Origin of the sequence: Siccirubricoccus phaeus (genome assembly GCF_008360935.1) — a bacterium.
GTDB lineage: Bacteria > Pseudomonadota > Alphaproteobacteria > Acetobacterales > Acetobacteraceae > Siccirubricoccus > Siccirubricoccus phaeus.
On the sequence record NZ_SRXO01000003.1, the window covers coordinates 145,631 to 167,817 of the forward strand.

General features: G+C 69.5%; 18 protein-coding genes. 12 read left to right on the plus strand and 6 right to left on the minus strand.

Annotation, left to right across the window (positions count from 1 at the left end; all coding sequences use genetic code 11):
- Positions 1-18 precede the first annotated feature (18 nt).
- The 4 genes from tssK to E5N76_RS05410 are packed head-to-tail and all read left to right on the plus strand — an operon-like array spanning position 19 to position 8,357.
- A complete protein-coding gene (tssK, locus tag E5N76_RS05395; RefSeq protein WP_149536277.1) occupies positions 19-1,356 on the plus strand; it encodes a type VI secretion system baseplate subunit TssK in 1,338 nt (445 codons plus the stop codon).
- A 6-nt stretch (positions 1,357-1,362) separates the two neighbouring features.
- A complete protein-coding gene (gene icmH, locus E5N76_RS05400) occupies positions 1,363-2,721 on the plus strand; it encodes a type IVB secretion system protein IcmH/DotU (RefSeq protein ID WP_149536278.1) in 1,359 nt (452 codons plus the stop codon).
- Positions 2,718-6,302 carry a type VI secretion system membrane subunit TssM gene (tssM, locus tag E5N76_RS05405; RefSeq protein WP_149536279.1) on the plus strand — a complete coding sequence of 1,195 codons (3,585 nt, stop codon included), beginning with the start codon at positions 2,718-2,720 and terminating at the stop codon, positions 6,300-6,302. The genes icmH and tssM overlap by 4 nt, the downstream gene beginning before the upstream one ends.
- 33 nt (positions 6,303-6,335) lie before the next feature.
- On the plus strand, positions 6,336-8,357 hold the full coding sequence (locus E5N76_RS05410; protein WP_149536280.1) for a type VI secretion system Vgr family protein: 2,022 nt from the start codon (positions 6,336-6,338) through the stop codon (positions 8,355-8,357).
- 230 nt (positions 8,358-8,587) lie between these two features.
- Here E5N76_RS05410 and E5N76_RS05415 read toward each other — a convergent pair whose 3' ends face one another.
- Positions 8,588-9,727 carry a hypothetical protein gene (locus tag E5N76_RS05415; protein ID WP_149536281.1) on the minus strand — a complete coding sequence of 380 codons (1,140 nt, stop codon included), beginning with the start codon at positions 9,725-9,727 and terminating at the stop codon, positions 8,588-8,590.
- Between the two features lie 136 nt (positions 9,728-9,863).
- On the opposite strand from E5N76_RS05415, the gene E5N76_RS05420 reads away from it, so the two are divergent.
- The 6 genes from E5N76_RS05420 to E5N76_RS05445 all read left to right on the plus strand — a co-directional run bounded on the left by E5N76_RS05420 (position 9,864) and on the right by E5N76_RS05445 (position 15,842).
- Positions 9,864-10,247 (plus strand): PAAR domain-containing protein, encoded by a 384-nt coding sequence (locus tag E5N76_RS05420; protein ID WP_149536282.1) that lies wholly within the window; start codon positions 9,864-9,866, stop codon positions 10,245-10,247.
- Positions 10,248-10,253: 6 nt separating this feature from the next.
- Positions 10,254-11,321, plus strand: coding sequence for a class I SAM-dependent methyltransferase (locus tag E5N76_RS05425; protein ID WP_149536283.1), 1,068 nt, complete (start codon positions 10,254-10,256; stop codon positions 11,319-11,321).
- Between the two features lie 101 nt (positions 11,322-11,422).
- Positions 11,423-12,541, plus strand: a complete 1,119-nt coding sequence (locus tag E5N76_RS05430; RefSeq protein ID WP_328593054.1) for an ABC transporter ATP-binding protein — start codon at positions 11,423-11,425, stop codon at positions 12,539-12,541.
- Positions 12,538-13,545, plus strand: a complete 1,008-nt coding sequence (locus E5N76_RS05435) for an ABC transporter ATP-binding protein (RefSeq protein WP_149536285.1) — start codon at positions 12,538-12,540, stop codon at positions 13,543-13,545. The genes E5N76_RS05430 and E5N76_RS05435 overlap by 4 nt, the downstream gene beginning before the upstream one ends.
- A gap of 205 nt (positions 13,546-13,750) precedes the next feature.
- On the plus strand, positions 13,751-15,322 hold the full coding sequence (locus E5N76_RS05440) for a fatty acyl-CoA synthetase (protein WP_149536286.1): 1,572 nt from the start codon (positions 13,751-13,753) through the stop codon (positions 15,320-15,322).
- A gap of 49 nt (positions 15,323-15,371) precedes the next feature.
- Positions 15,372-15,842 (plus strand): YybH family protein, encoded by a 471-nt coding sequence (locus E5N76_RS05445; protein ID WP_149536287.1) that lies wholly within the window; start codon positions 15,372-15,374, stop codon positions 15,840-15,842.
- 36 nt (positions 15,843-15,878) lie between these two features.
- Here the strand turns inward: E5N76_RS05445 and E5N76_RS05450 are convergent, their stop codons facing one another.
- Both E5N76_RS05450 and E5N76_RS05455 read right to left on the minus strand, forming a co-directional pair.
- Positions 15,879-16,454: an HNH endonuclease gene (locus E5N76_RS05450; RefSeq protein WP_187829991.1), complete on the minus strand. Its 576-nt coding sequence runs from the start codon at positions 16,452-16,454 to the stop codon at positions 15,879-15,881.
- Between the two features lie 142 nt (positions 16,455-16,596).
- The gene (locus tag E5N76_RS05455; protein ID WP_149536288.1) at positions 16,597-17,259 is read right to left on the minus strand and encodes an alpha/beta hydrolase; all 663 of its coding nucleotides are present in this window, start codon (positions 17,257-17,259) and stop codon (positions 16,597-16,599) included.
- Positions 17,260-17,303: 44 nt separating this feature from the next.
- On the opposite strand from E5N76_RS05455, the gene gluQRS reads away from it, so the two are divergent.
- Together gluQRS and E5N76_RS05465 are read left to right on the plus strand one after the other, a co-directional pair.
- Entirely contained in the window at positions 17,304-18,158 is an 855-nt protein-coding gene (gluQRS, locus tag E5N76_RS05460; RefSeq protein WP_149536289.1) for a tRNA glutamyl-Q(34) synthetase GluQRS, read from the plus strand.
- Positions 18,155-19,033 (plus strand): DMT family transporter, encoded by an 879-nt coding sequence (locus E5N76_RS05465; protein ID WP_149536290.1) that lies wholly within the window; start codon positions 18,155-18,157, stop codon positions 19,031-19,033. The genes gluQRS and E5N76_RS05465 overlap by 4 nt, the downstream gene beginning before the upstream one ends.
- A gap of 24 nt (positions 19,034-19,057) precedes the next feature.
- Here E5N76_RS05465 and serA read toward each other — a convergent pair whose 3' ends face one another.
- The 3 genes from serA to aat form a co-directional block, all read right to left on the minus strand.
- Positions 19,058-20,308, minus strand: coding sequence for a phosphoglycerate dehydrogenase (gene serA / locus E5N76_RS05470; protein ID WP_149536291.1), 1,251 nt, complete (start codon positions 20,306-20,308; stop codon positions 19,058-19,060).
- A 383-nt stretch (positions 20,309-20,691) separates the two neighbouring features.
- A complete protein-coding gene (locus E5N76_RS05475; protein WP_149536292.1) occupies positions 20,692-21,456 on the minus strand; it encodes a TRM11 family methyltransferase in 765 nt (254 codons plus the stop codon).
- Positions 21,453-22,121 carry a leucyl/phenylalanyl-tRNA--protein transferase gene (gene aat, locus E5N76_RS05480; protein WP_149536293.1) on the minus strand — a complete coding sequence of 223 codons (669 nt, stop codon included), beginning with the start codon at positions 22,119-22,121 and terminating at the stop codon, positions 21,453-21,455. The genes E5N76_RS05475 and aat overlap by 4 nt, the downstream gene beginning before the upstream one ends.
- Positions 22,122-22,187: the final 66 nt, after the last annotated feature.

Here is a 22,187-nt window from a genome sequence, read left to right on the forward strand (position 1 = left end):
CGCGACGGAGCGCCTGACATGGGCTGGGACAACAAGGTCATCTGGAGCGAGGGGCTGTTCCTGCAGCCGCAGCATCTGCAGCAGCAGGACCGCTATGTGGAGCGCCTGGTGCGGGCCAGCACGGCCGGGCTGCGCCCCTTCGCCTGGGGACTCACAACGCTCGACATCGACCGCGACCTACTGGCGCTGGGGAAATTCGCGACCCGTGCCATCTCTGGCATCCTGCCGGACGGCACGCCCTTCGCGGCCCCAGGGGACCTCGACCCGCCGCCGCCGATCGACCTGCCGGAAACGGCGCGCAACTCCATCATCTATCTGGTGCTGCCGGCCCGCCAGCCTGGGGTGACCGAGACGGCGCCGGCCGATGTGACCGAGACCGTGGCCCGCTATGCCGCCGCGGAGCATGAAGCGGTTGACACCAATGCCGGCTACCAGTCCAACGCTACCGTCCCGGTCGGCAAGCTGCGGCTGCGCTACGCGCTGGAGCATGAGGCCCGGCAGGGCATGGCGGAGATCGGGCTGGCCCGCATCGTCGAGGTCCGCTCCGACAAATCCGTGGTGCTGGACGAGAATTACATCCCGCCCGTGCTGCTGAGCAGCGCCTCCTCCGTCCTCGGCGGCTTCGTCACCCAGGTCCAGGGCCTGGTGCACCACCGGGCGGAGGCACTGGCCGGGCGCGTTTCCGAGACGGCCACGCGCGGCGCCGCCGAATTCGCCGATTTCCTGCTGCTGCAGCTTTGCAACCGCAATGAGCCGGTCTTGACGCATATGGCGGCGACGCTCGGCCAGCTCCATCCGGAGACCTTCTACCGCTACGCCGTCGGCCTAGCCGGCGAGCTGGCGACTTTCACCGAAAGCCGCAAGCGGCCGGCCGTCTTCCCGCCCTACCGGCATGAGGATCTGACCGCGACCTTCCGGCCGGTGATGGCGGCGATCCGGCAATCCCTCTCCGCGGTGCTGGAGCAGACCGCGGTGCCGATCCCGCTGCAGGAGCGGAAATTCGGCATCCGCGTAGCGCCGATCGCCGACCATTCGCTGGTCACCAACGCCACCTGGGTGCTGGTGGTCACGGCGCAGATGCCGGCCGAGACGCTGCGCCGGAACCTGCCGAACCAGATCAAGATCGGACCGGTGGAACAGATCCGCGAGCTGATCAACGTGGCGCTGCCGGGCATTGCGGTGCGAGCGCTGCCCGTCGCGCCGCGCCAACTGCCTTACTACTCCGGCGCCTCCTATTTCGAGCTGGACCGCAGCAGCCCCTACTGGGCCGCGCTGTCCCGCTCCGGCGGCGCGGCGCTGCATCTTTCGGGCGAGTTCCCGGGCATCAACATGGAATGCTGGGCGATCAGGGGGTGATGCGCGATGTCCGATGATCCCTTCGCCGAGCCCGAGGACACCGACCGCACGGTCATTCGTCCGCGCCCCGGCGGACGCGCGCCGGCGCCGCCGCCCATGGCGGCCCCGGTGCCCACCATGTCGGCGAGCGCGCCGATCGGGCCGATGATGGCACTGCCCGTCATCGGGGTGAATCCGCTGGCCGCGGCGGCGGCGCCGGTGATGGGCGCCGCCATCCGGCTGCTCGGCCGGTTCCAGCACCCGCAGCCGGACCAGCTCCGCCGCAGCATGGTGGAGGCGGTCCGCGAATTCGAGCGGCGGGCCCTGGCGACCGGCCTCGACACCCAGTCGCTGCGGGCAGCGCGCTACGCGCTCTGCGCCATGATCGACGACATGGTGCTCTCCACCCCCTGGGGCGCCAACAGCCCCTGGTCGCAGCAGAGCCTCACCAGCATCTTCCACAACGAGGTGGCGGGCGGCGAGCGCTTCTTCGAGATCCTGAAGCAGATGGAGGAGGATCCGGCGCGCCACGGCCAGGTGGTGGAGCTGATGTATCTCTGCCTCTCGCTCGGCTTCGTCGGCCGTTACCGGGTGCAGCAGCGGGGCGTCGCCTCGCTCACCGAATTCCGCGACGCGCTCTACCGCGTCATCCGGCAGCGGCGCGGGGAATTCGAGCGCGACCTCTCGGTGCGGTGGCAGGGCATCCCCGCCGGGCACCGGCCGCTGGCGCAGCGTGTGCCGCTCTGGCTGATCGGCACGCTCACCGTCTTCCTGCTGGCCTGCATCTATCTGGGCTTCAATTTCTCCCTGGCCGGCGATGCCGATGCGCTCGCGGCGCGGTACGCGCAACTGCCGCCCTCCGCCCCGCTGCTGCCGCCGCGCCCGCCCGGCGCGCCGCCGCCGCCACCGGCCCAGCCGGCGCCGCCACCGCCGCCTTCTTCCGCCCTGCCGCGGCTGCGTACCTTCCTGGCGCCGGAGATCCAGGCCCGGCTGGTGGATGTGCTGGAGGACAGCCAGACCATCACCATCCGGGTCGCGAACAACAACATGTTCGCCCTGGGTCAGGCGACGCTGAACGCCGGCTCCGTGCCCCTGCTGGAGCGCGTGGCGCGCGCGCTGAACGATGAGTCCGGCGCGATCCTGGTGACCGGCCATACCGACAGCTCGCCGATCCGTACGGCACGCTTCCCGTCGAACTGGCATCTCAGCCAGGCGCGGGCCGAGACCGTGGCCCGGCTGGTCGCCGGGAAGCTGGAGAATCCGAACCGGGTGCGGGCGGAGGGCAAGGCGGATACGCAGCCAGTCGCCTCCAACGACACACGGGAGGGCCAGCAGGCCAACCGGCGGACCGACATCATCCTGGTGAAGGCGGGGGATTCCCAGTGAACCGCTTCCTTTCCATGCTGTTCTCCCGCTGGGTGGTCACCTTCATCGGTGCCCTGCTGATCAGCCTGCTGATCTGGTTCTTCGGCGATCTGGTGGCGTTCGGCGAGTCGCGGCCGCTGGCGCCGGAATTCGCCCGTGTCATCGCGATCATCCTCATCTTCGTGCTGTGGCTGGCGAACAACCTGCTGCGCATGTACCGCCAGCAGAAGCGGGACAAGAAGCTGGTCGAGGAAGTCTCGGCGCCGCCCACTCAGGCGGAGCTGGACGCCGCGGCCACCGCCGATGAGGTGAACCTGCTGGCGACGCGCCTGAAGGAGGCGCAGCAGGCGTTGAAGAAGGCCGGCATGGCCGGGCGGTTCGGCACCGCGCTCTACCAGCAGCCCTGGTACATGTTCATCGGCCCACCCGGCTCGGGCAAGACCACGGCGCTGGTGAATTCCGGGCTGAACTTCCCGCTGGCCGACAAGGGCGCGGTGCACGGCGTCGGCGGCACGCGGAATTGCGACTGGTGGTTCACCGACCAGGCGGTGCTGATCGATACCGCCGGCCGCTATACGACTCAGGACAGCCAGGAAAGCATCGACAGCAAATCCTGGCTCGGCTTCCTCAGCCTGCTGAAGAAGCACCGGCCGCGTCAGCCGATCAACGGTGTCATCCTCGCCATCAGCCTCTCCGACCTCTCCGCCATGAAGGAGAGCGAACAGTCCGACCACGCGCGGACCATCCGCAACCGCATCCGGGAGCTGCATGACCAGCTCGGGGTGCGGATGCCGGTCTATGTCATGTTCACCAAGGCGGACCTCATCGCCGGCTTCGTCGAATTCTTCGACAATCTCGGCAAGGAGGAGCGCGAGCAGGTCTGGGGGATGACCTTCCCCCTGGACAATGGGAAGGACGCGGGCAACGCCGCGGTGACCAGGTTCGGCGCGGAATTCGACGCGCTGCTGCAGCGCCTGACGGACCGCATGCTGGAGCGGGTGCATCAGGAGCCGGACATGCAGCGCCGCGCCCTGATCTATGGCTTCCTGCAGCAGATGGCCTCGCTGCGCGAGACCGCGCAATCCTTCCTGACGGCGATCTTCCAGCCGAGCCGGCTCGAGCTTCCGGCCCTGCTCCGCGGCGTCTACTTCACCTCGGGCACCCAGAACGGCATGCCGATGGACCGGCTGCTGGGAGCCATGGCCAGCAATTTCGGCCTGCAGCGCCAGGCGGTGACGGCCTTCAGCGGCCAGGGGCGCAGCTACTTCCTTACCCGGCTGATGAAGGAGGTGGTGTTCCTTGAGAGCGGCTTGGTCAGCCTCGACCCGCGACTCGAGAAGCGCAACCGCCTGGTCTGGGGCGGCGCCTATGCGGCGGCGGCGGTGGCCCTGCTCGGGATGACCGGCATCTGGTTCTATAGCTGGCTCGGGAACCGGGACCTGATCGCCGCGGCGCAGCTCGGCGTGACCAATTACGAGGCGCAGCTCGCGATCCTGCGGCAGGATCCGGCGCCGGCCACCGATCTTCGGCCCGCCCTGCCGCCGCTGGCCACGCTGCGCACCCTGCCCGGCGGCTATGACCAGCGGGAGATGTCGACGCCGATCGGCCTCACCTTCGGCCTGTGGCAGGGGACGCGGCTGGGGACGCAGGCGCAGCAGGGCTACCGGCATGCACTGAGCATGCTGCTGCTGCCCCGCCTGCTGGCCCGGGTCGAAACGGGGATGCGGGAGAATATCGGCAACCTCGACTACCTCTACACCGCGCTGAAGGTGTACCTGATCCTCGGCCGGCGCGGGCCGCTCGACGCCGATCTTGTGACGAATTGGCTGACCGCCGATATCGACCGCGACCTGCAGGATGACGAGACGGCGCGCGGCGCGGTCCTCGACCACATCACCGCGCTACTCGAGGAGCCGGTGGAGGAGGTCCCGCTCGACAACGTCCTGATCGACCAGGTGCGCAACGTGCTGCGCCAGATGCCGCTGGCGCAGCGGAGCTATCAGCGCCTGCTGACCAGCCAGCAGGTGAAGGCGCTGCCGGATTGGCGGATCGGCGACGCGGCGGGGCCGGCGGCGAACCGGGTCTTCGTGCTGCGGTCCGGCCGGCCGCTCACCACCGGGGTGGACGGCATCTTCACCTATCGCGGCTATCACCGCACCTTCCTCTCGCTGCTGCCGGAAGTGCTGCAGGATGTCAGCGAAGCGAGCTGGGTGCTGGGCGGCCGGGACGAGATCCAGGTCACCGATCTGCGGCGCATTTCCCAGCTACGGCGCGACGTCCAGGCGCTGTACTTCGAGGACTATATTCGCCGTTGGGACGCCATCCTGGCGGATGTGCAGATGCGCCCCTTCCAGACCACTTCCGATGCGCTGGATGTGCTGAACACCTTGTCCGGGCCGGTCTCGCCCTTCCGCAACCTGCTGCAGGCGATCGCGACCGAGACGACCCTGACCAAGGCGGACGACATCGAGGCGGCAGGGGCGCGGGCGACGGATACGGCGAGAGTGGCGGCACAGCGCGAATTGCGCCTCAACCTCTCGGCCCGGCAACGGACGGCGGTGGCGGCCTTGCAGGCGGCCTTCCGCTCCGACGATGCCCGCGCCCCGAACCCGGCGCAGCGAGTGGATGACCATTTCAAGCGGCTGCAGGATTTCGTCGGCACGCCGCAGCGGCCTGGCGAGATGGAGCAGGTCATCGCCAAGATGCTGCAGCTCTACCAGGGCTTCAGCCAGGCGGCGGCAGGCGGCGGCGCCGGGCTGCTGGGCGCCGCGGCCGGAGGTGGCGGTGGCGGCAGTCTGCCATCCCAGCTCCAGACCCTGGCGCGCAGCCTGCCGGCGCCGATCGACAACATGGTGGCCGCGACGGCGCGCAGTAGCGCCAGCGTGACTGCCGCCGGCGCCCGGGCGCAGATCGCCGAGAATTGGCGATCCAACATCGCGCCTTTCTGCGCGACGGCGCTGAACAATCGCTATCCCTTCGTCGCCGGCAGCCCGATCGACGTGCCGATCGACGATTTCACCCGGCTGCTCGGGCCGGGCGGGATGATCGACGGCTTTTTTACCCAGAACCTCAAGGCCTTCGTCGACACGGCGACCAGGCCCTGGCGCTGGCAGGCGGTGGACCAGGCCCAGCTCGGCTTCTCGGCGGACAGCCTGGCGCAGTTCCAGCGCGCGGCGGACATCCGGGAAGGGCTCTTCACCGGCGGCCCGAACATGGTGGTGCGGTTCGAACTGCTGCCGGTCTCGCTCGATCCCTCCTTCGGCCAGGTGAGCATCGATCTCGATGGCCAGGTGCTGACCTATGCGCATGGGCCGCAGCAGCCGGTGCGCGTGCAATGGCCAGGGCCCAGCGGGCGCAACCAGGTGCGGCTGACCCTGACGCCGACCGCGGGCGTCCCGAGCATCACCGAGCGGACGGGACCCTGGGCCCTGTACCGGCTGCTCGATACGGCGCGGGTCGTCTCCGACGGTCAGCCGGACCGCTTCACGGTCACCTTCAACGCGGGTGGCCGCAACGCGGTGTTCCGGCTGACGGCCAGCAGCGTGATGAATCCTTTCACCATGACGGCGCTGCGGCAGTTCCGCTGCCCCGCCGGCCTCTAGGCCGGCGGACGCCCTACTCGGGATTTGGCAAGTATGGTCGATCTGCTCAACCGCCATGTCGAAATCGCGGTCAGCCCGGATCCGGGCTTCAAGCTGTTCTTCGACCGCCTAGTTGGGACGGAGGAATTGGGCCGACCCTTCCGCTATGAGGTGGATCTGGTCAGCACCTCGGTCACCAAGGCCGATCTGCTTGCCGTCATCGGCTCCAAGATGACGGTGAAGATCCTGCTGCCGGATGAAACGAATTACCGCTTCTTCAATGGGGTGATCACCCGCGCCGCCTATCTCGGCCAGGGCAGCGGCTATGACCGCTACCGCTTCGAGCTGCGGCCGATGTTCTGGCTGCTCTCGCAGCAGGTGAAGTGCGTCATCTACCAGCAGAAGACCCTGGTCGACATCATCAAGCAGGCGCTGTCCGATGCCGGGATGGGCGGTCAGTTCGAAACCGCGATCGTCGATGCGGCCTCGCTGCCGGTGCAAGAATTCGTGGTGCAGTACCGCGAGAGCACCTTCGACTTCGTCAGCCGGCTGATGGAAGAGGTCGGCATCTATTACTATCACAAGCACGCGGATGGTGCGCACACCCTGATGCTGACCGACGACGCCTCCTCCCACCAGCCGATTCCGGGCGCGGCGGAGATCGCCTTCTTCGAGCCGGACCACACCTATCGGCGCAAGGACGACCATATCTGGGACTGGCAGACGACGGCGAACATCACGCCGGCGCTCTACGTCCAGCGCGACTATAATTTCGAGACCTCGGGCACCGACCTCACCTCGCAGCTCCGTCTTGCGCCCTCCCACAGCGCCCATAATGCCTATGAGGTCTATGACTACCCGGGCAGCTACGCCACCACTGCGGAGGGCAGCAAGGTTGCGGCGATCCGCATGCAGGAACTGGCCGCGCCGCGCACGATCGCGCAGGGGGAGGGCAATATCCGCCCGCTCAGCACCGGCTATACCTTCACCCTGAAGGATTTCGCCGATGACACCCAGAACATCTCGCACCTGGTCATCGGCGCCAGCTATTTCATGACCGTGGAGGAGACGACCGGGGAGGGCGGGGAAACCCGCGACACCTTCCGGGCGGTCTTCCAGACAGTGCCAGCCACCACCCCCTGGCGGCCGCGGCGGCTGACGCGGCGGCCGGTCATCACCGGGCCGCAGACGGCCAAGGTGGTCGGCCCCGCCGGCAATGACGACATCTATACGGACAAGTACGGCCGGGTGAAGGTCCAGTTCCATTGGGACCGCATCGGCACCAATGACGAGAATTCCTCCTGCTGGATCCGCGTCTCCCAGCCCTGGGCAGGGCTCAGCTATGGTGGCATCATCCTGCCGCGCATCGGGCAGGAGGTGGTGGTCGAATTCCTGGAGGGCGATCCCGACCGGCCGATCATCACCGGCCGCGTCTACAATGATGCGCAGACCGTGCCCTACGCCCTGCCCGGCGAGAAGACCAAATCCACGCTGAAGAGCAAGTCATCGCCGAATGCCGATGGCTTCAACGAGATCCGCTTCGAGGACAAGGCGGGCTCGGAAGAGTTCTTCATGCATGCGCAGAAGGACATGAACATCATCGTCCTGAACGACCAGACCAGCACCATCACGAAGAACCGGACGGTTACCATCAACGATGTCGACGACACGCTGACGGTGAAGACCGGCAAGCGCACCGTCACGATCAAATCCGACCATACGGTGACGGTGCAGAGCGGCAACCAGGCCATCAATGTCGATACCGGCAACCAGACCACGACCATCAAGACCGGCAATCACGAGCTGAAGGTCAGCGCCGGCACCAGCAAGATCGATGCGGCGCAGAGCATCACCCTTGTCGTGGGCGGGACGAAGGCGGTGCTGGATACCAGCTCCATCACCTTGTCGATCGGCGGCAGCACGATGAAGATGGACGCCACGAGCATCAAGCTCACCGCAGGCGCGAGTTCGGTGGAGCTCGGCCCGGCCGGTGCCAAGATGAGCGGGGCGCCGAATGCCGAGGTCTCGGGTGCTGCCATGGCCAGCATTTCCGGCGCGATGGTGAAGATCAATTGATCTCCGCTGGCGGTCACGGGTGAGGGTGAGGCCTGCAACTGGCCCCTGAGCGGCGGTTGCGCGCTGCAGGAACGGTCTGCCGCAGACGGGTGGGTCAAGGGTCAGCGCCGCCGGCATAGGCTCGCAGGCGCGGGCGCCCTGGCCACTCCTGGCTGAATTGGATTCCCGACGTCCCGTCGCCTCGCGTCGTCAGGGGCGGCCTGCCGCATTCCGCGATGGCGTCGCGCGGCTCAGAAATCCGGCAGGACAAGGGAGGGGTTGGGCTGTCCCGGAATGGCGGGCGGCTTGACCGCAGGCGCATCCTTGCCGGGTAGCCCGTTCGGCACCAGGACCGGCCCCATATTCTGCAGCAGCGCCAGGGCATTGAGGCCGGGAATAGAATCCTGGATCGGCAGCTTGTCGGGAATCTTCCAATCGACCTTGGCGATCTCGGACAGGTCGGTGTTCATGATCTCCTCCACCGTTTCCGGCGTCGGCAGCGCCGGCGGCGTGTTAGCCAGGTTGGCGAATTGCTGCGGCCCGATGCAGGAGGGGATGGGCGGGACGTTCAGCCGCAGGATGGCCGCGATATGGGCACGGAAGACCGGCAGGTTCAGCGCGATATCGGCGATCGGCCAGATGGCGTTGATGCGTGCCAGCAGATAGAGATTCGGCAGCAGCGAGGGCATGACGGCCAGTATCGGCAGCCGGACCGAAAGCAGCATGCGGAGCTGCGCCGAGAAATAGGGAATAGTGCCCGGCAGCCGCAGATTGACACCCATCATCTCTGCGATGGAGAACAGCATGCGGACATTGAGCAGATACCGCAGGATGCCCATCAGGTTCGGCAGCATGTAGGGCGGCGGCAGGGGCACGCCGAAGGCCGGCAGGGCCTTCGGCAGATTCTCCTGGATCCGTAGGGTAGCATCGACCTGGGAGGGGCCGATGTTGAGGCGAACCCGGAGCAGGGCGCCGATATTCATCAGCATGTGCAGCCCGCTCAGCGGCCCCCAGGGCATGCGGGCGATCAGGGACAGCGCGCTGAGGTCGAGCTTTTCCATCAACGCCGCCAGAAGCTGCATGGAATGCGGGATGGGAAAGCCGAGCCGGACGGCCACCAGGAAGCGCAGATTGGCCAATACCCCCAGCATCGGCATGCCGTTCAGCAGGGGGATGGGCGGCAGCACCATAGACATCAGCCGCCGCAGCAGGTCGGGGGGCAGCGTCGGGTAGCACCCCGCTGGGACGCCCAGGGCCTGGCCGGAGGGGATCATGCCCAGGCGCTGCTCAAGCGCCGCCATATGCGGCGGGATCGGGGCGTGCAGGGTGGGCAATTGTGTCGCGAGTTTGGCGATATTGCTGATCGCCTGCTGGTCGATGCGGTAGTCCATGCGCGCAATCCGCCCGTTTCTATGCCGCCGTTCCGCAAGCATACTGTCGCGAGGTCGAGGAGTCAGGGCATTCGCCGGCTTTCCGGAACGGAAGCGGTCGGATTAGACTACACCGCTGCGTGAAAAGGAGGGGGCCATGCCGCCAGCGGCGCGAATCGGCGATATGGTGCTGCAGGATGGGCCGCACTGCCACGCCCCCATCCATCCGCCCGCGCCCGTTCCCACGCCCGTGCCGCACCCGCCGATGCCGCTTGCCATCACGGTCGGCGTGCCGACTGTGCTCATCGGCGGCGCACCGGCGGCGACCGTGACGAGCATCACTGCGCCCTGCACCCTGGCGGCCTGCGTTCCCGGCGGTCCGGGCATGGTGGCCATGGGCTCGGCGACTGTCCTGATCGGCGGGCTCCCCGCGGCCCGGGTGGGCGACATGACCTCGCATGCCGCCTGCGTTGCCGTGATCCCGATGCCCACGGGCAAGGTCCTCCCGCCCGGCTGTCCGACGGTGATGATCGGCGGCTGAGCCGGCATGCGCCGCCGCCATTTCGACGCTTTCCGCCCGCTGTGCCCGCATTGCCTGCGCAGCGGTGCGGGGGAGCAGGCCCTGCTGCTGGCCCATGTGGCGGCGGAGGAAAGCGGGGACATCCTCTCCGGCATCCTGCAATGCCCCAACCCCGCCTGCTTGCATGAATACCCGATCCTCGGTGGCGTGCCGCTGATCGTGCCGGAGCTGCGCCGGATGCTCGGCGAAAGGGCGGTGGAGCTGCTGCTGCGGGAGGATCTGGATCCGCTGCTGGAAAGTCTGCTGGGCGATGCGATCGGTCCCGATAGCTGGTTCGACAGCATCCGCCTCACCGCCTCCACCTATGGCTGGGACGGTTATGCCGATCTCGACCCGGCGGAGGAGGACGTACCGCACGGGCCGCGTCCGGGGGCCGTGCGGCGTTGCCTGGCGCGGCTGCTGGACCTCGCGCCGGGCGTCGGGGGCGGGCGGCTGATCGATGCTGGCTGCGGCGCCGGCCGGACCAGCTTCGACCTGGCGGCGCGGCATCCGGAGGCGCTGGTGCTCGGCTGCGACGTCAATCTCGGCGTGCTGCGCCTGGCGCGGCGGGCGTTAGAAGGTCGGATGCGCTATCCGCGTCGCCGCATCGGGTTGGTCTATGACCGGCGGGAATTCGCGTTGCGGCTGTCGGGCGCCGAGCGGGTGGATTTCTGGGCCTGCGATGCCGGCTGCCTGCCCTTTGCGCCCGGCGGGGCGGCGCTGGTGGCGGCGCTCAACCTGTTCGACTGCGTGCCGGATCCGCCGCAATTGCTGGCGGCCCTGGCGGCGCAATTGGCGCCGGGAGGCCATCTCCTGCTGGCCACGCCCTATGACTGGGCCACGCGGGCCACGCCAGTGACGTCCTGGGTCGGCGGCCATTCCCAGCGCGGCACCATGGCCGGCGCAGCCGAGCCGCTGCTGCGCAGCCTGGTCACGGCGCAGCCAGGGCTGGCGATTCAGGGCGAGGATCTGGCCTTCCCCTGGCAGACGCGGCTGCATGACCGTTCGGCCGTGGCCTATCGGGCACATCTCCTGGCGGCATCCAGGCAGGGCTGAGGCCGAGCCGCGACGCCGGCCAGCCGTTGCGGACCATGCGCGGCCGGCGACCGATCACGTGGCGCGGCTCCGGGCAGGCGGCTGCCCAGGAAAGGGGCAAGGTGTTGCGCCGCAGCGAGTCCGGCCTTGCCGGCCGCTGGCACGCCGATTGCGTCACCCGCCGCATGAGCGCACCCCTTCCTTTCCCTGAAGATCGCGGCGGCCCGGCCCAGCCGCTGCTGCGTCTCAACGGCCTGAAGAAGCATTTCCCCATCCGCGGCGGCATGTTCGGCGCCACGGTAGCAACGGTGCGCGCCGTGGACGGTGTTTCCTTCGCCGTCCGCAAGGGTGAGACGCTGGGCATCGTCGGGGAGAGCGGCTGTGGCAAATCCACCACCGCTCGCCTGCTGATGCGGCTGATGGACCCTGATGCCGGCGAGATGGTCTTCGACGGCGAGGGCGTGGGGCAGGACAGCCAGACCGGCGGCATCGCGCTGAAGGATTACCGTCGCCAGGTGCAGATGGTGTTCCAGGACAGCTACGCCTCGCTCAACCCCCGCCTGCCGATCGAGGACAGCATCGCCTTCGCCCCGAAGGTGCATGGTGTATCCGGGCCGGAGGCGCGGCAGCGGGCGCGGGAATTGCTGGCGGCGGTTGGCCTCTCCCCGGCGCAATTCGCCCGGCGCTACCCGCATGAGCTCTCCGGCGGCCAGCGCCAGCGGGTGAACATCGCCCGCGCCCTGGCGCTGCAGCCGCGCCTGGTGCTGCTGGATGAGCCGGTCTCCGCCCTCGACAAATCGGTCGAGGCGCAGGTGCTGAACCTGCTGATGGATCTGAAGGAGAAATTCGGCCTCACCTATGTCTTCATCAGCCATGACCTGAACGTCGTGCAGTACATCTCGGACCGAGTGCTGGTGATGTATCTCGGCCAGGTGGCGGAGCAGGGGCCGGTGGACGCCATCTATGACCGGCCGGCGCATCCCTATACCCAGGCGCTGCTGGCCAGCCGGCCGAGCATGGACCCGACGAAGCGCCGGACCGAGCCGCCCCTGACGGGCGACCCGCCCAACCCGATCAACCCGCCCTCCGGCTGCCGCTTCCGCACCCGCTGCCCCTATGCCGAGGCGGTCTGCGCCGAGCGGGCGCCGGTCGCGGCCGATCTCGGCGCCGGGCATGAGGCGGCCTGTCACATGGCGTTGCCCGGCAGCGGGCACAGCAAGGCCGGGAGGCTGGCGGCATGAGCGAGATACTGGAACGCCCGGTCGTGACCACCGCTGCGGCATCGCCGCTCATTACCATGCGCGACGTGCATGTGCGCTTCGTGACGCGCGACCGCACGGTGCATGCGGTGAATGGCGTGGATCTCGACCTCGCCGCCGGCGAGGTGCTCTGCATTCTCGGCGAAAGCGGCTCCGGCAAATCCGTTACCATGCGGGCGCTGATGAAGCTGCTGCCGCGGACGGCCAAGGTGTCCGGCCGCATCGAGGTGGCGGGCCGCGACGTGACGGCGATGAGCGAGGGCGAGCTGCAGGATTTCCGCGGCAGCGACGTGGCGATGATCTTCCAGGAGCCGATGACGGCGCTGGACCCGGTCTTCACCATCGGCAGGCAGATCGCCGAGACGGTGCAGCGGCATGAGGGGCTTTCCCGCGCCGCGGCCATGGCGCGGGCGTTGGAGCTGCTGGAGCTGGTGCAGATCCCCTCGGCCAGGCGCCGGCTGGAAGCCTATCCGCATGAGCTTTCCGGCGGCTTGCGGCAGCGCGCCATGATCGCCGTGGCGCTGGCCTGCAAGCCTAAGCTGCTGCTGGCGGATGAGCCGACCACGGCGCTGGACGCCACGGTACAGATCCAGGTGCTGTTGCTGCTGCGCAAGCTGCAGGAGCAACTTGGCATGGGCGTCGTCTTCGTCACCCATGATCTGGGCGTGGCGGGCGAGATCGCCGACCGGGTGGCGGTGATGTATGCCGGCAGGGTGGTGGAGGAGGGGCCGGTCGGCGCGCTGATGACCGGCCCGCTGCACCCCTATCCGCGCGGCTTGCTGGGGGCGACGGTGCATGGCGGCATGCGCGGCCAGCGGCTGACCACCATCCCCGGCGCGCCGCCGAGCCTGGAGACCGTGCCGGTGGGTTGCCCCTTCGCGCCGCGCTGCACCGAGGCCGAAGAGGTCTGCACGGTGGGCGAGATCGCGCCGCGGCGCCCGGTGCCGGGCCGTATGGCCCGCTGCGTGCACGTGCCGGCGGAATAGGGCGGCGCCCGGCCTGCCTGGACTCGCTGTGCGTTGGGGGCCGAGCCGGCAGGCAGGCGCCGGCGAGCCCGCCGTCTGGGTGAAGCTGCTTGGCCGGCTCCCGCCGGACTAACGTGCCGCCGGAGAGGCTGGCCGGTGAGGATCCCCCTTCAATTCCAACCCTCCTGCTCTGCTACGCTGCCTCCCAAAGCCAGGGAGGGAGTCCATGCAGGAGATCGGCAGCCGCGCGCGGCGCAACACCATCGGCGATGCCATCCGCCGTTCCGGCGCCCGCTTCGGCGAGCGGCCGGCGCTGCGCTTCGGCGACCGTGCCTGGTCCTTCCGCTCCCTGGACCAGGCGGCCGACCGCGTCGCCCGCTTCCTGCTGGCGCAGGGGCTGCGGCCGGGCGACCGCGTCTGCGCCTTCGGCCGCAATAGCGACGCCTATATCCTGCTGTGGCTGGGCTGCGCCCGGGCCGGGCTTGTCCATGTCCCGGTGAATTACGCCCTCACCACGGCGGAGCTCGACTACATCCTGCGCCAATCCGGCGCCGCGGCGCTCTTCACCCAGCCCGCGCTGGCCGGGACGGCGGAGGCCGCCGGCGGCCCCCTGCTGCGCGGCACGCTGGATGTGGGTGGAGGGGAGGCGGACATCCTCGCCGCCGCCCTCGACGCAGGCTGGGATGCCGGCCCTGCCCCGGGCGAGGCGGTGCGTGAGGAGGATCTGGTCCAGCTTCAATACACTTCCGGCACCACCGGCCTGCCGAAGGGCGCGATGATGACGCATCGCGCGCTGCTGGCGGAATATGCGAGCTGCATCATCGAGTTGGAGATGCGGCGCGACGACCGCTGCCTCGCCGCGCTGCCGCTGTACCACACGGCGCAGATGCATGCCTTCACCATGCCGTCGCTGCTGAACGGCGCCTTCACCCTGCTGATCGAGGCGCCGCACCCCGCCGAGGTGCTGGAGCTGATCGAGCGTGAGCGCATCACCACCTTCTTCGCCCCGCCCACCGTCTGGATCGGCCTGCTGCAGCACCCGGATTTCGCCACCCGCGACCTCTCCAGCCTGGAGAAGGTGCAGTACGGCGCCTCCATCATGCCGGTGCCGGTGCTGCAGGAGCTGCGGCGGCGCCTGCCCCAGGCGCGGCCCTTCAACTGCTACGGCCAGAGCGAGATCGCCCCGCTCGCCACCGTGCTGCGGCCGGAGGAGCATGAGGCCCGCCCCGGCTCGGTCGGCCGCCCGGTGCTGAATGTGGAGACCCGCGTGGTGGATGCCGAGATGCGCGACGTGGCGCCGGGCGAGCGGGGCGAGGTGGTGCATCGCTCGCCGCAGCTTCTCCTCGGCTACTGGAACATGCCGGAGGAGACGGCGAAGGCCTTCGAAGGCGGCTGGTTCCACAGCGGTGATGTCGCCACCATCGACGAGGAGGGCTATCTCGCCATCGTTGACCGTACCAAGGACCTCATCAACACCGGCGGCGTGCTGGTGGCGAGCCGGGAGGTGGAGGAGGCGCTGTTCACCCATCCGGCGGTGGCGGAGGTGGCCGTCATCGCCGTGCCCGATCCGAAGTGGATCGAGGCCGTGGCGGCGGTCGTCGTGCTGCGCGCCGATCCGCCGGCGGCGGTGGAGGCGGCACTGCTCGCCCATGCGCGGGACAGGCTGGCGCCCTACAAGGTGCCGAAGCGGATCATCATTGCGGAGTCCCTGCCGAAGAACACCGCGGGCAAGCTGCTGAAGCGGGAGTTGCGGCAGCTCTATGCCGGCACCACCAGCGGCGCGCTGGGGGCAGGCTGACGGGGCAGCTGAAACGACCTAGGTTCGCCGCGAGGAAAGGAGCCCGACGATGCCGACCAACCTGCCCCTGCCGGAAGCCGATCCCGCGACCAGCGCCACCATCAAGGCGTGGCTGGCCCGCTTCGCGGCCTGCGTACGGGAGGTGGATTACGCCAGCGCCTACCCCTTCTGGCACGACGCCATCGTCATCTTCGGCACCTACCAGGAGCTGGTGAAGAGCCGCCAGCGCTGGACCGACACGCAATGGGACAATGTCTGGCCGCGCACCGCCGACTTCACCTTCGACCTGGAGAACACGATGGTGCTGGCCTCCCCGGACGGTGCCATGGCGGTGGCGGTCACGCCCTGGACCAGCACCGGCTTCCAGCCGGACGGTACGCCCTTCGACCGGCCGGGCCGCGCGACCATCGTGCTGGCGAAGCAGCCGGATGGGCGCTGGGTTGGGGTGCACAGCCATATGTCGCTCGGTCGCGGCGTGCCGCAGGACAGCCATGGGAAGCGCCGGGTGAAGGCGCGGTAACCCAGGGTGGCCGCGGTATCGCCCGGCCGTCTGGCCTTACCCTTCCAGCTCGGTATCCCAGTAGAGATAGTCCCGCCAGCTCTCATGCAGGTAGTTCGGCGGGAAGGCCCGGCCATTCTCCTGCAGTTCCCAGCTCGTCGGCTGGCGCGGCGACTGGCGGGGATGCATGTTGATCTCCCGCGGCAGGCGGTTGCCCTTGCGCAGATTGCAGGGCCCGCAGGCGGTGCAGACATTGTCCCAGCTCGTCCGCCCGCCGCGGCTGCGGGGGATAACGTGGTCGAAGGTCAGATCATGGGTCGGCCGCCCCTCACCGCAATACTGGCATTCGAAGCGGTCGCGCAGGAACACGTTGAACCGGGTGAAGGCCGGGCGCCGCGCCGCCGGGATATATTCCTTCAGCGCGATTACGCTGGGCAGCCGCATGCAGAGCCGCGGCGAATGCACCTCGGCCTCATACTCGTTCAGCACGGAGACGCGGTCGAGGAACACCGCCTTCACCGCATCCTGCCAGGACCAGATGGAGAGCGGAAAATAGGAGAGCGGCCGGAAGTCAGCGTTCAGCACGAGCGCCGGAAAGCCCTGGCCACCGATGAAGCTACCGCCGTCAGGCAAGCACCGCTCCTTTTCCGGTGCGGGGCCAACCAGAAATGGGGCCTGTTCCGGCGAACAGGCCCCATATGCTGTGGCGCCGCCGAATCGTCACCGCATTCTTGCCAGCCCGGCCCAGGCGGCGCAACTGCGGGGTGGCGTGGTTTCACTCCGGTGTCACGCCGAAGGCACTACACAGGGCGGCCTTGCCGGCGGCAATGCCGGCCGCATCGATGCCATGGGCCAGGCCGGGGCGATACAGCGTCTCCACCGGAACGCCCGCGGCCAGCAGCGCCGTGGCAGCACTCCGCGTCGCGGCGACGGGCACGACATCATCGGCGTCTCCATGCACCAGCAGCACCGGGGGGCGGCAGGTGATCTCCGCCGCCAGGCTGGCAGGGGCGAGCAGCGCGCCGGAATAGCCCAGGATGGCGGCCGGGGCGGTGGCGCGCCGCAGCCCGCAGAACAGCGCCATCATGCAGCCCTGGCTGAAGCCGGCGAGGGCGAGGGCCGAGCCCGGCAGGCCGAGCCGGGCCAATTCGGCATCCAGGAAGCTCTGCAGCGCCGGGGCGGCGGCGCGGAGGCCCACCTCCATCCGGGCCGGGTTGCGGTCCTGCAGGCTGAACCATTGCCGTCCCCAGGGCGCCATGTCGCAGGGGGTCGGGGCATCCGGGGCGATGAAGGCGGCATGCGGCAGGGACTCGGCCCATTCCGGGGCGAGGCTGATCAGATCCTGCCCATCCGCGCCCAGCCCGTGCAGCAATACGACCAATTGCTGCGCTGCACCGCCGGCGCGGGGGCCGAGGCGGGGTCCATCCAGGGTGGCCATGCGGCTTGCTCCTCTGCTGCGGCCTCGCTACCCCGCACCTGGTCATGCCGGCAACCATCACCACCCGCTTCGCCCCCAGCCCGACCGGGCTGCTGCATCTGGGCCATGCCTACAGCGCGCTCCGCGCCTGGCGGGCGGCGCGGGAGGCGGGCGGGCGCTTCCTGTTGCGGCTCGAGGATATCGACGCCACACGCTGCCGGCCGGAATTCGCCGCGGCGATCCTGGAGGATCTGGCCTGGCTCGGCCTGGACTGGGACGGGCCGGTCCGGGTGCAATCCGAACATTGGGGGGAGTATCGCCGGGCCCTGGACCGGTTGGCGGCGCGCGGGCTGCTCTACCCCTGCTTCTGCACCCGGGCGGAGATTCTGCGGGAAGTGGCGCAGGCGGGGCAGGCGCCACATGGCCCGGATGGGCCGCTCTACCCGGGCACCTGCCGGCGCCTCAGCCCGCGGGAAAGGGAGGCAAGGCAGGCGGTGGGGGAACCCTTCGCGCTGCGCCTGGACATGGCGGCCGCCCTGGCAGCGATCTCATCCCCGCTTTTCTTTGAGGAAGTCGGCGAGGGACGGATCCGCTGCGACCCAGCGCAATTCGGCGATCCGGTGCTGGCGCGGAAGGAGATGCCGGGGAGCTACCATCTCTGCGTCACCCATGATGATGCGCTGCAGGGCGTGACCCTGGTGACGCGGGGCGAGGATCTGAAGCCGGCGACGCATCTGCACCGGCTGCTCCAGGTCCTGCTGGGCTGGCCGGCCCCCGCCTATGCGCATCATCCCCTGCTACGGGATGCCAGCGGGCGGCGCCTGGCGAAGCGGGACAGGGCGCCGACCCTGCGCGCCCTGCGCGAGGCGGGGCGGAGCTCGGAGGAAGTGCAGGCCCTGGCCGGCGAGGCGCATCCATGATCCGCAGCCGGTCCGACCCGCGCGGCCTGCTGCTGCTGGCTTTCGCCGTCATCGGTTGGGGCGCCAATTGGCCCCCGCTGAAGCTGCTGCTGCAGGAACTGCCCCCCATGGCCGCGCGCGCCTGGGCCGGGCTGGCGGCCGCCCTCATCCTGGCCGTGCTGGTGCGGGCGGCGGGCACGCCGCTCAGCGTCCCGCCGGCCCTCTGGCCGCGGCTCTGGCTGGCGGCGCTGCTCAATTTCAGCGGCTGGATGGGGCTCGCCACCCTCTCGCTGATCTGGCTGGAGGCGGGAGAGGCCTGCATCATCGCCTACACCATGCCGGTCTGGGCCGCCCTGCTCGCCTGGCCGGTGCTGGGCGAGGTGCCGACGCCCCGCCGGCTGGGCGCCCTGGCCTGCGGGCTGCTGGCGCTGCTGGTGGTGGTGGGCGGGAAGGGGATCGATCTCGGCCTGGCCAAGCTGCCGGGGGTGGCGCTGGCGCTGTCCGGCTCCATGCTTTTCGCCCTTGGCACCGTGGTGACCAAGCGCTGGCCGCTGCCCATGCCGGCGCCGGCGGCGGTGGTGTGGCAGGTGGGGCTCGGCTCCCTGCCGCTGGCCGCGGCGACGCTGCTGCTGGAACGGCCGGATTTCGCGGCGCTCTCGCCGCGCAGCTGGGCTTTCCTCGCCTTCATGGCCAGCTTTCCGCTTTGCCTCTGCTACCTCGCCTGGTTCGCGGCGCTACGGCGCCTGCCGGCTTCGCTGGCCACGGTTGGGACGCTGCTGGCGCCGGTCATCGGCGTCATCGGCTCGGCTCTGCTGATCGGCGAGGGCTTCGGGCTGCGGGAGGGGGCGGCGCTGGCGCTGACCCTGGGCGGCGTGCTGCTGGCGGTGCGGGGGTAGCAGTCCCGCGCCGCCGGCGGGCGGTTATTCCCGCTCGTAGATCAGCCGGGCCCGGATGGTGCCGGGCAAAGCGCGCAATTCGGCGAGGATGGCCTCCGCCTGGTCCCGCGCCTCGACGCTTTCCACCACCACGTAACCCAGCTCCGCCTGGGTCTGGTAATACTGCGAGGCGATGTTGAGCCCGCGCCGCCCGAAGGCTTCGTTGATGCGGGAGAGCACGCCAGGCGCGTCGCGATGCACATGGGTCCAGCGGGCGCCGGTGGGGCGGGGCGGGAGCTGGACCTGGGGGAAATTCACCGCGCCCAGGGTCGCGCCGGTATCGCTGTAATCCACCAGCTTGCGCGCCACCTCCTGGCCGATTCGGGCCTGCGCCTCCTCCGTGCTGCCGCCGATATGCGGGGTCAGGATCACGTTCGGCAGGCCCTGCACCGGGCTCTCGAAGCGCTCGCCATTCAGCGCCGGCTCCACCGGGAAGACATCGGCAGCGAAGCCGAGGAGCTGGCGGTCGCGCAGCGCCGCGGCCACCGCCTCCAGATCCACCAGCGTGCCGCGGGCATTGTTGATCAGGATGCTGCCCGGCTTCATCGTGGCGATCTCGGTCGCGCCGATCATGCCGATGGTCTCCGGCGTCTCCGGCACGTGCAGCGTGACGATATCCGCCTCCGCCAGCAGCTCCCCGAGCGAGGCGCAGGGGCGGGCATTGCCATGCGGCAGCTTGGTGGTGTGGTCGAAATAGATCACCCGCATGCCGAAGGCCTCGGCCAGGACCGAGAGCTGGCTGCCGATATTGCCGTAGCCGACGATGCCGAGGGTGCGGCCACGCACCTCGAAGCTGCCCTTGGCCGATTTGTCCCAGCCGCCCTGGTGCGCGGCGCGGGAGCGGTCCGGGATGCCGCGCAGCAGCATCACCACCTCGCCCATCACCAGCTCCGCCACCGAGCGGGTATTGGAGAAGGGCGCGTTGAACACCGGGATGCCACGCAGCCGCGCCGTCTCCAGATCGACCTGGTTGGTGCCGATGCAGAAGCAGCCGACGGTGATCAGCCGGTCGGCAGCCGCCAGCGCCGCAGCGGTGAGCTGGGTGCGGGAGCGGATGCCGAGGATGTGGACGCCTTGCAGCGCCTCCGCCAGCGCCGCGCCTTCCAGCGCCTTGGCGTGGCGGGTGACGGTCTCATAGCCGGCGGCCGCCAGCAGTTCCGCCGCGCTGTCGGCAATGCCTTCCAGCAGCAGGACGCGGATCCGGTCCTTGGGGAGCGAGATGCGATTGGCGTTCATATGACCTTCCGAGGCGGTCCCGCGGGCCGGCCCTGGATTGACGGAACCGGGCCGTTCCGGCCAATCCAGGGCTGGCTGCTCCGCATTGGATGCTGCCGGAGCACGATCCCCGCGCTGACCCGTTCCGGCAGCGCGGGGATCGTGCTCCGGGGCGGCGCTATCTGCGCCCACCGCCCGGCCTTGTCCACCTTGGGCATGCGGCAAGGGCGCCGCTTCACAGGCCCCGTCGGATGTGGCGCGGGTAGCCCTTGGCCATGTGCGTTGCAGTCAGGACGCGGGCGGCAGTGGGCGGAGGCAGGAGCTTCCTTCGCCTGCTGGCCGAAACCCTGTCCGAGCCCGTGCTCCATCTTCGAATGCGCCGCCATACTGGGCGGCGGGGCGCTTCATCCGGTGGCGGGTGGCGGCAGGTCCCTGGTCCGGTAGCGCGCCACCGTCTGGCCCGCCGGCACCTTCTGGAAGACCAGGAAATAGCTGTGGTTCTTCCGCGCATGCACCTGGCGCTTCAGCCGCGCCACGGCGGGGCGGTTGCTGCGCACCAGCACGAAGAGGTCGCGGGTGTAGAAGCCGATCGCCTCCAGCCCGACCACGATCTGTACATGGGTCAGCTCCTGGCGGTTGGCGCTGACCTCGTCCTGGCATTTCACCAGCAGCAGCCCGTGGTCGCGCAACACCCGCCGCGCCTCCCGGCCGGCCTCCAGATAGAGGTCCAGCACCGCCTGGTGCCAGCGCCCGCCACCTGGCGCCTTGCCCTCGCCGCCCGCGGCGTACCAGCCGCGCAGCCCGGCATGGCTGCCCTGGCCGCCCCTGGTCTCGGCCTTTTCCCGCAGCAGCCCCTCCATATAGGGCGGGTCCAGCACCAGCGCGTCCAGCGCGGCATCGGCATAGGGCAAGTCGCGGCAATCGGTACCGGTGGCGAGGTCACTCTTCAGCAGCCGGTAGCGGCCTTCCGGCACGAGGCGCCAGAACACCCCCTGGCCATAGGTGACATCCGCGATCAGCGCGCCCGGCGGCACATGCAGCTCAAGGATCCGCCGGAACAGCTCGGCATTGCCGCCGGCATGGGCGGAAAGCACCACCTCGCTGGTCGCCTTGCCGCCCTGCACGCGCTTGCGCGGTGGCGGCGGTGCTTCCGAGGTGTCGAGGCTCACGCGGCGGGCGGCCGCAGGGCGCGGATGGCGGCTTCGAGTTGCGCAGGCTCGGGGGCCGACAGCCAGCGCGCTGCGGCCAGGATGGCATTGGCCAGGCGCCGCTTGTAGTCGGCGCGGGGAATCTCATGCGCGCCGAATTGGCTGAGATGCTCGGTGAGGAATTGCGCATCCAGCAGCGAGAAGCCGCCGAGGCGCAGCCGTGCCACCAGATGCACCAGCGCGACCTTGGAGGCGTCGCGGGCGCGGCTGAACATGCTCTCTCCGAAAAAGGCGCCGCCCAGCACCACGCCGTAAAGGCCGCCGACCAGCTCCTCCCCCTGCCACACCTCCACCGAATGGGCATGGCCCTGATGGTGCAGGGAGAGGAAGAGATCCTCGATCTCCGGGTTGATCCAGGTGTCCTCCCGCCCTGGCGCCGGGGCGGCGCAGCCGGCGATGGCGCCGGCGAAGTCGAGATCGGCGGTGACGCGGTAGGGGCCGGAGAGCACGGTACGCAGCAGCCGCTTCGGCAAATGGAAGCCGCCATCCAGCGGGATGATGCCGCGCCGCTCCGGATCCAGCCAGTAGAGCCGGTCGCCACGCCGGCTCTCCGCCATGGGGAACAGCCCGGCGCGATAGGCCCGCAGCATCAGCTCCGGCGTGATGTCGATATGCCGGCGGCTCATGCCGGACTCCAGGTCCAGCGCAGTCGCACCGGCATGGAGCGGCGAGAGCTTCGGGTCAGGGCAGCC

Excerpts from the sequence above, each read along its gene's own strand:
- tssK (WP_149536277.1), top strand. The coding sequence starts at position 19 with ATGGGCTGGGACAACAAGGTCATCTGGAGCGAGGGGCTGTTCCTGCAG.
- icmH (WP_149536278.1), top strand. The coding sequence starts at position 1,363 with ATGTCCGATGATCCCTTCGCCGAGCCCGAGGACACCGACCGCACGGTC.
- E5N76_RS05410 (WP_149536280.1), top strand. The coding sequence starts at position 6,336 with ATGGTCGATCTGCTCAACCGCCATGTCGAAATCGCGGTCAGCCCGGAT.
- E5N76_RS05415 (WP_149536281.1), bottom strand. The coding sequence starts at position 9,727 with ATGGACTACCGCATCGACCAGCAGGCGATCAGCAATATCGCCAAACTC.
- E5N76_RS05420 (WP_149536282.1), top strand. The coding sequence starts at position 9,864 with ATGCCGCCAGCGGCGCGAATCGGCGATATGGTGCTGCAGGATGGGCCG.
- E5N76_RS05425 (WP_149536283.1), top strand. The coding sequence starts at position 10,254 with ATGCGCCGCCGCCATTTCGACGCTTTCCGCCCGCTGTGCCCGCATTGC.
- E5N76_RS05435 (WP_149536285.1), top strand. The coding sequence starts at position 12,538 with ATGAGCGAGATACTGGAACGCCCGGTCGTGACCACCGCTGCGGCATCG.
- E5N76_RS05440 (WP_149536286.1), top strand. The coding sequence starts at position 13,751 with ATGCAGGAGATCGGCAGCCGCGCGCGGCGCAACACCATCGGCGATGCC.
- E5N76_RS05445 (WP_149536287.1), top strand. The coding sequence starts at position 15,372 with ATGCCGACCAACCTGCCCCTGCCGGAAGCCGATCCCGCGACCAGCGCC.
- E5N76_RS05455 (WP_149536288.1), bottom strand. The coding sequence starts at position 17,259 with ATGGCCACCCTGGATGGACCCCGCCTCGGCCCCCGCGCCGGCGGTGCA.
- gluQRS (WP_149536289.1), top strand. The coding sequence starts at position 17,304 with ATGCCGGCAACCATCACCACCCGCTTCGCCCCCAGCCCGACCGGGCTG.
- E5N76_RS05465 (WP_149536290.1), top strand. The coding sequence starts at position 18,155 with ATGATCCGCAGCCGGTCCGACCCGCGCGGCCTGCTGCTGCTGGCTTTC.
- serA (WP_149536291.1), bottom strand. The coding sequence starts at position 20,308 with ATGAACGCCAATCGCATCTCGCTCCCCAAGGACCGGATCCGCGTCCTG.
- aat (WP_149536293.1), bottom strand. The coding sequence starts at position 22,121 with ATGAGCCGCCGGCATATCGACATCACGCCGGAGCTGATGCTGCGGGCC.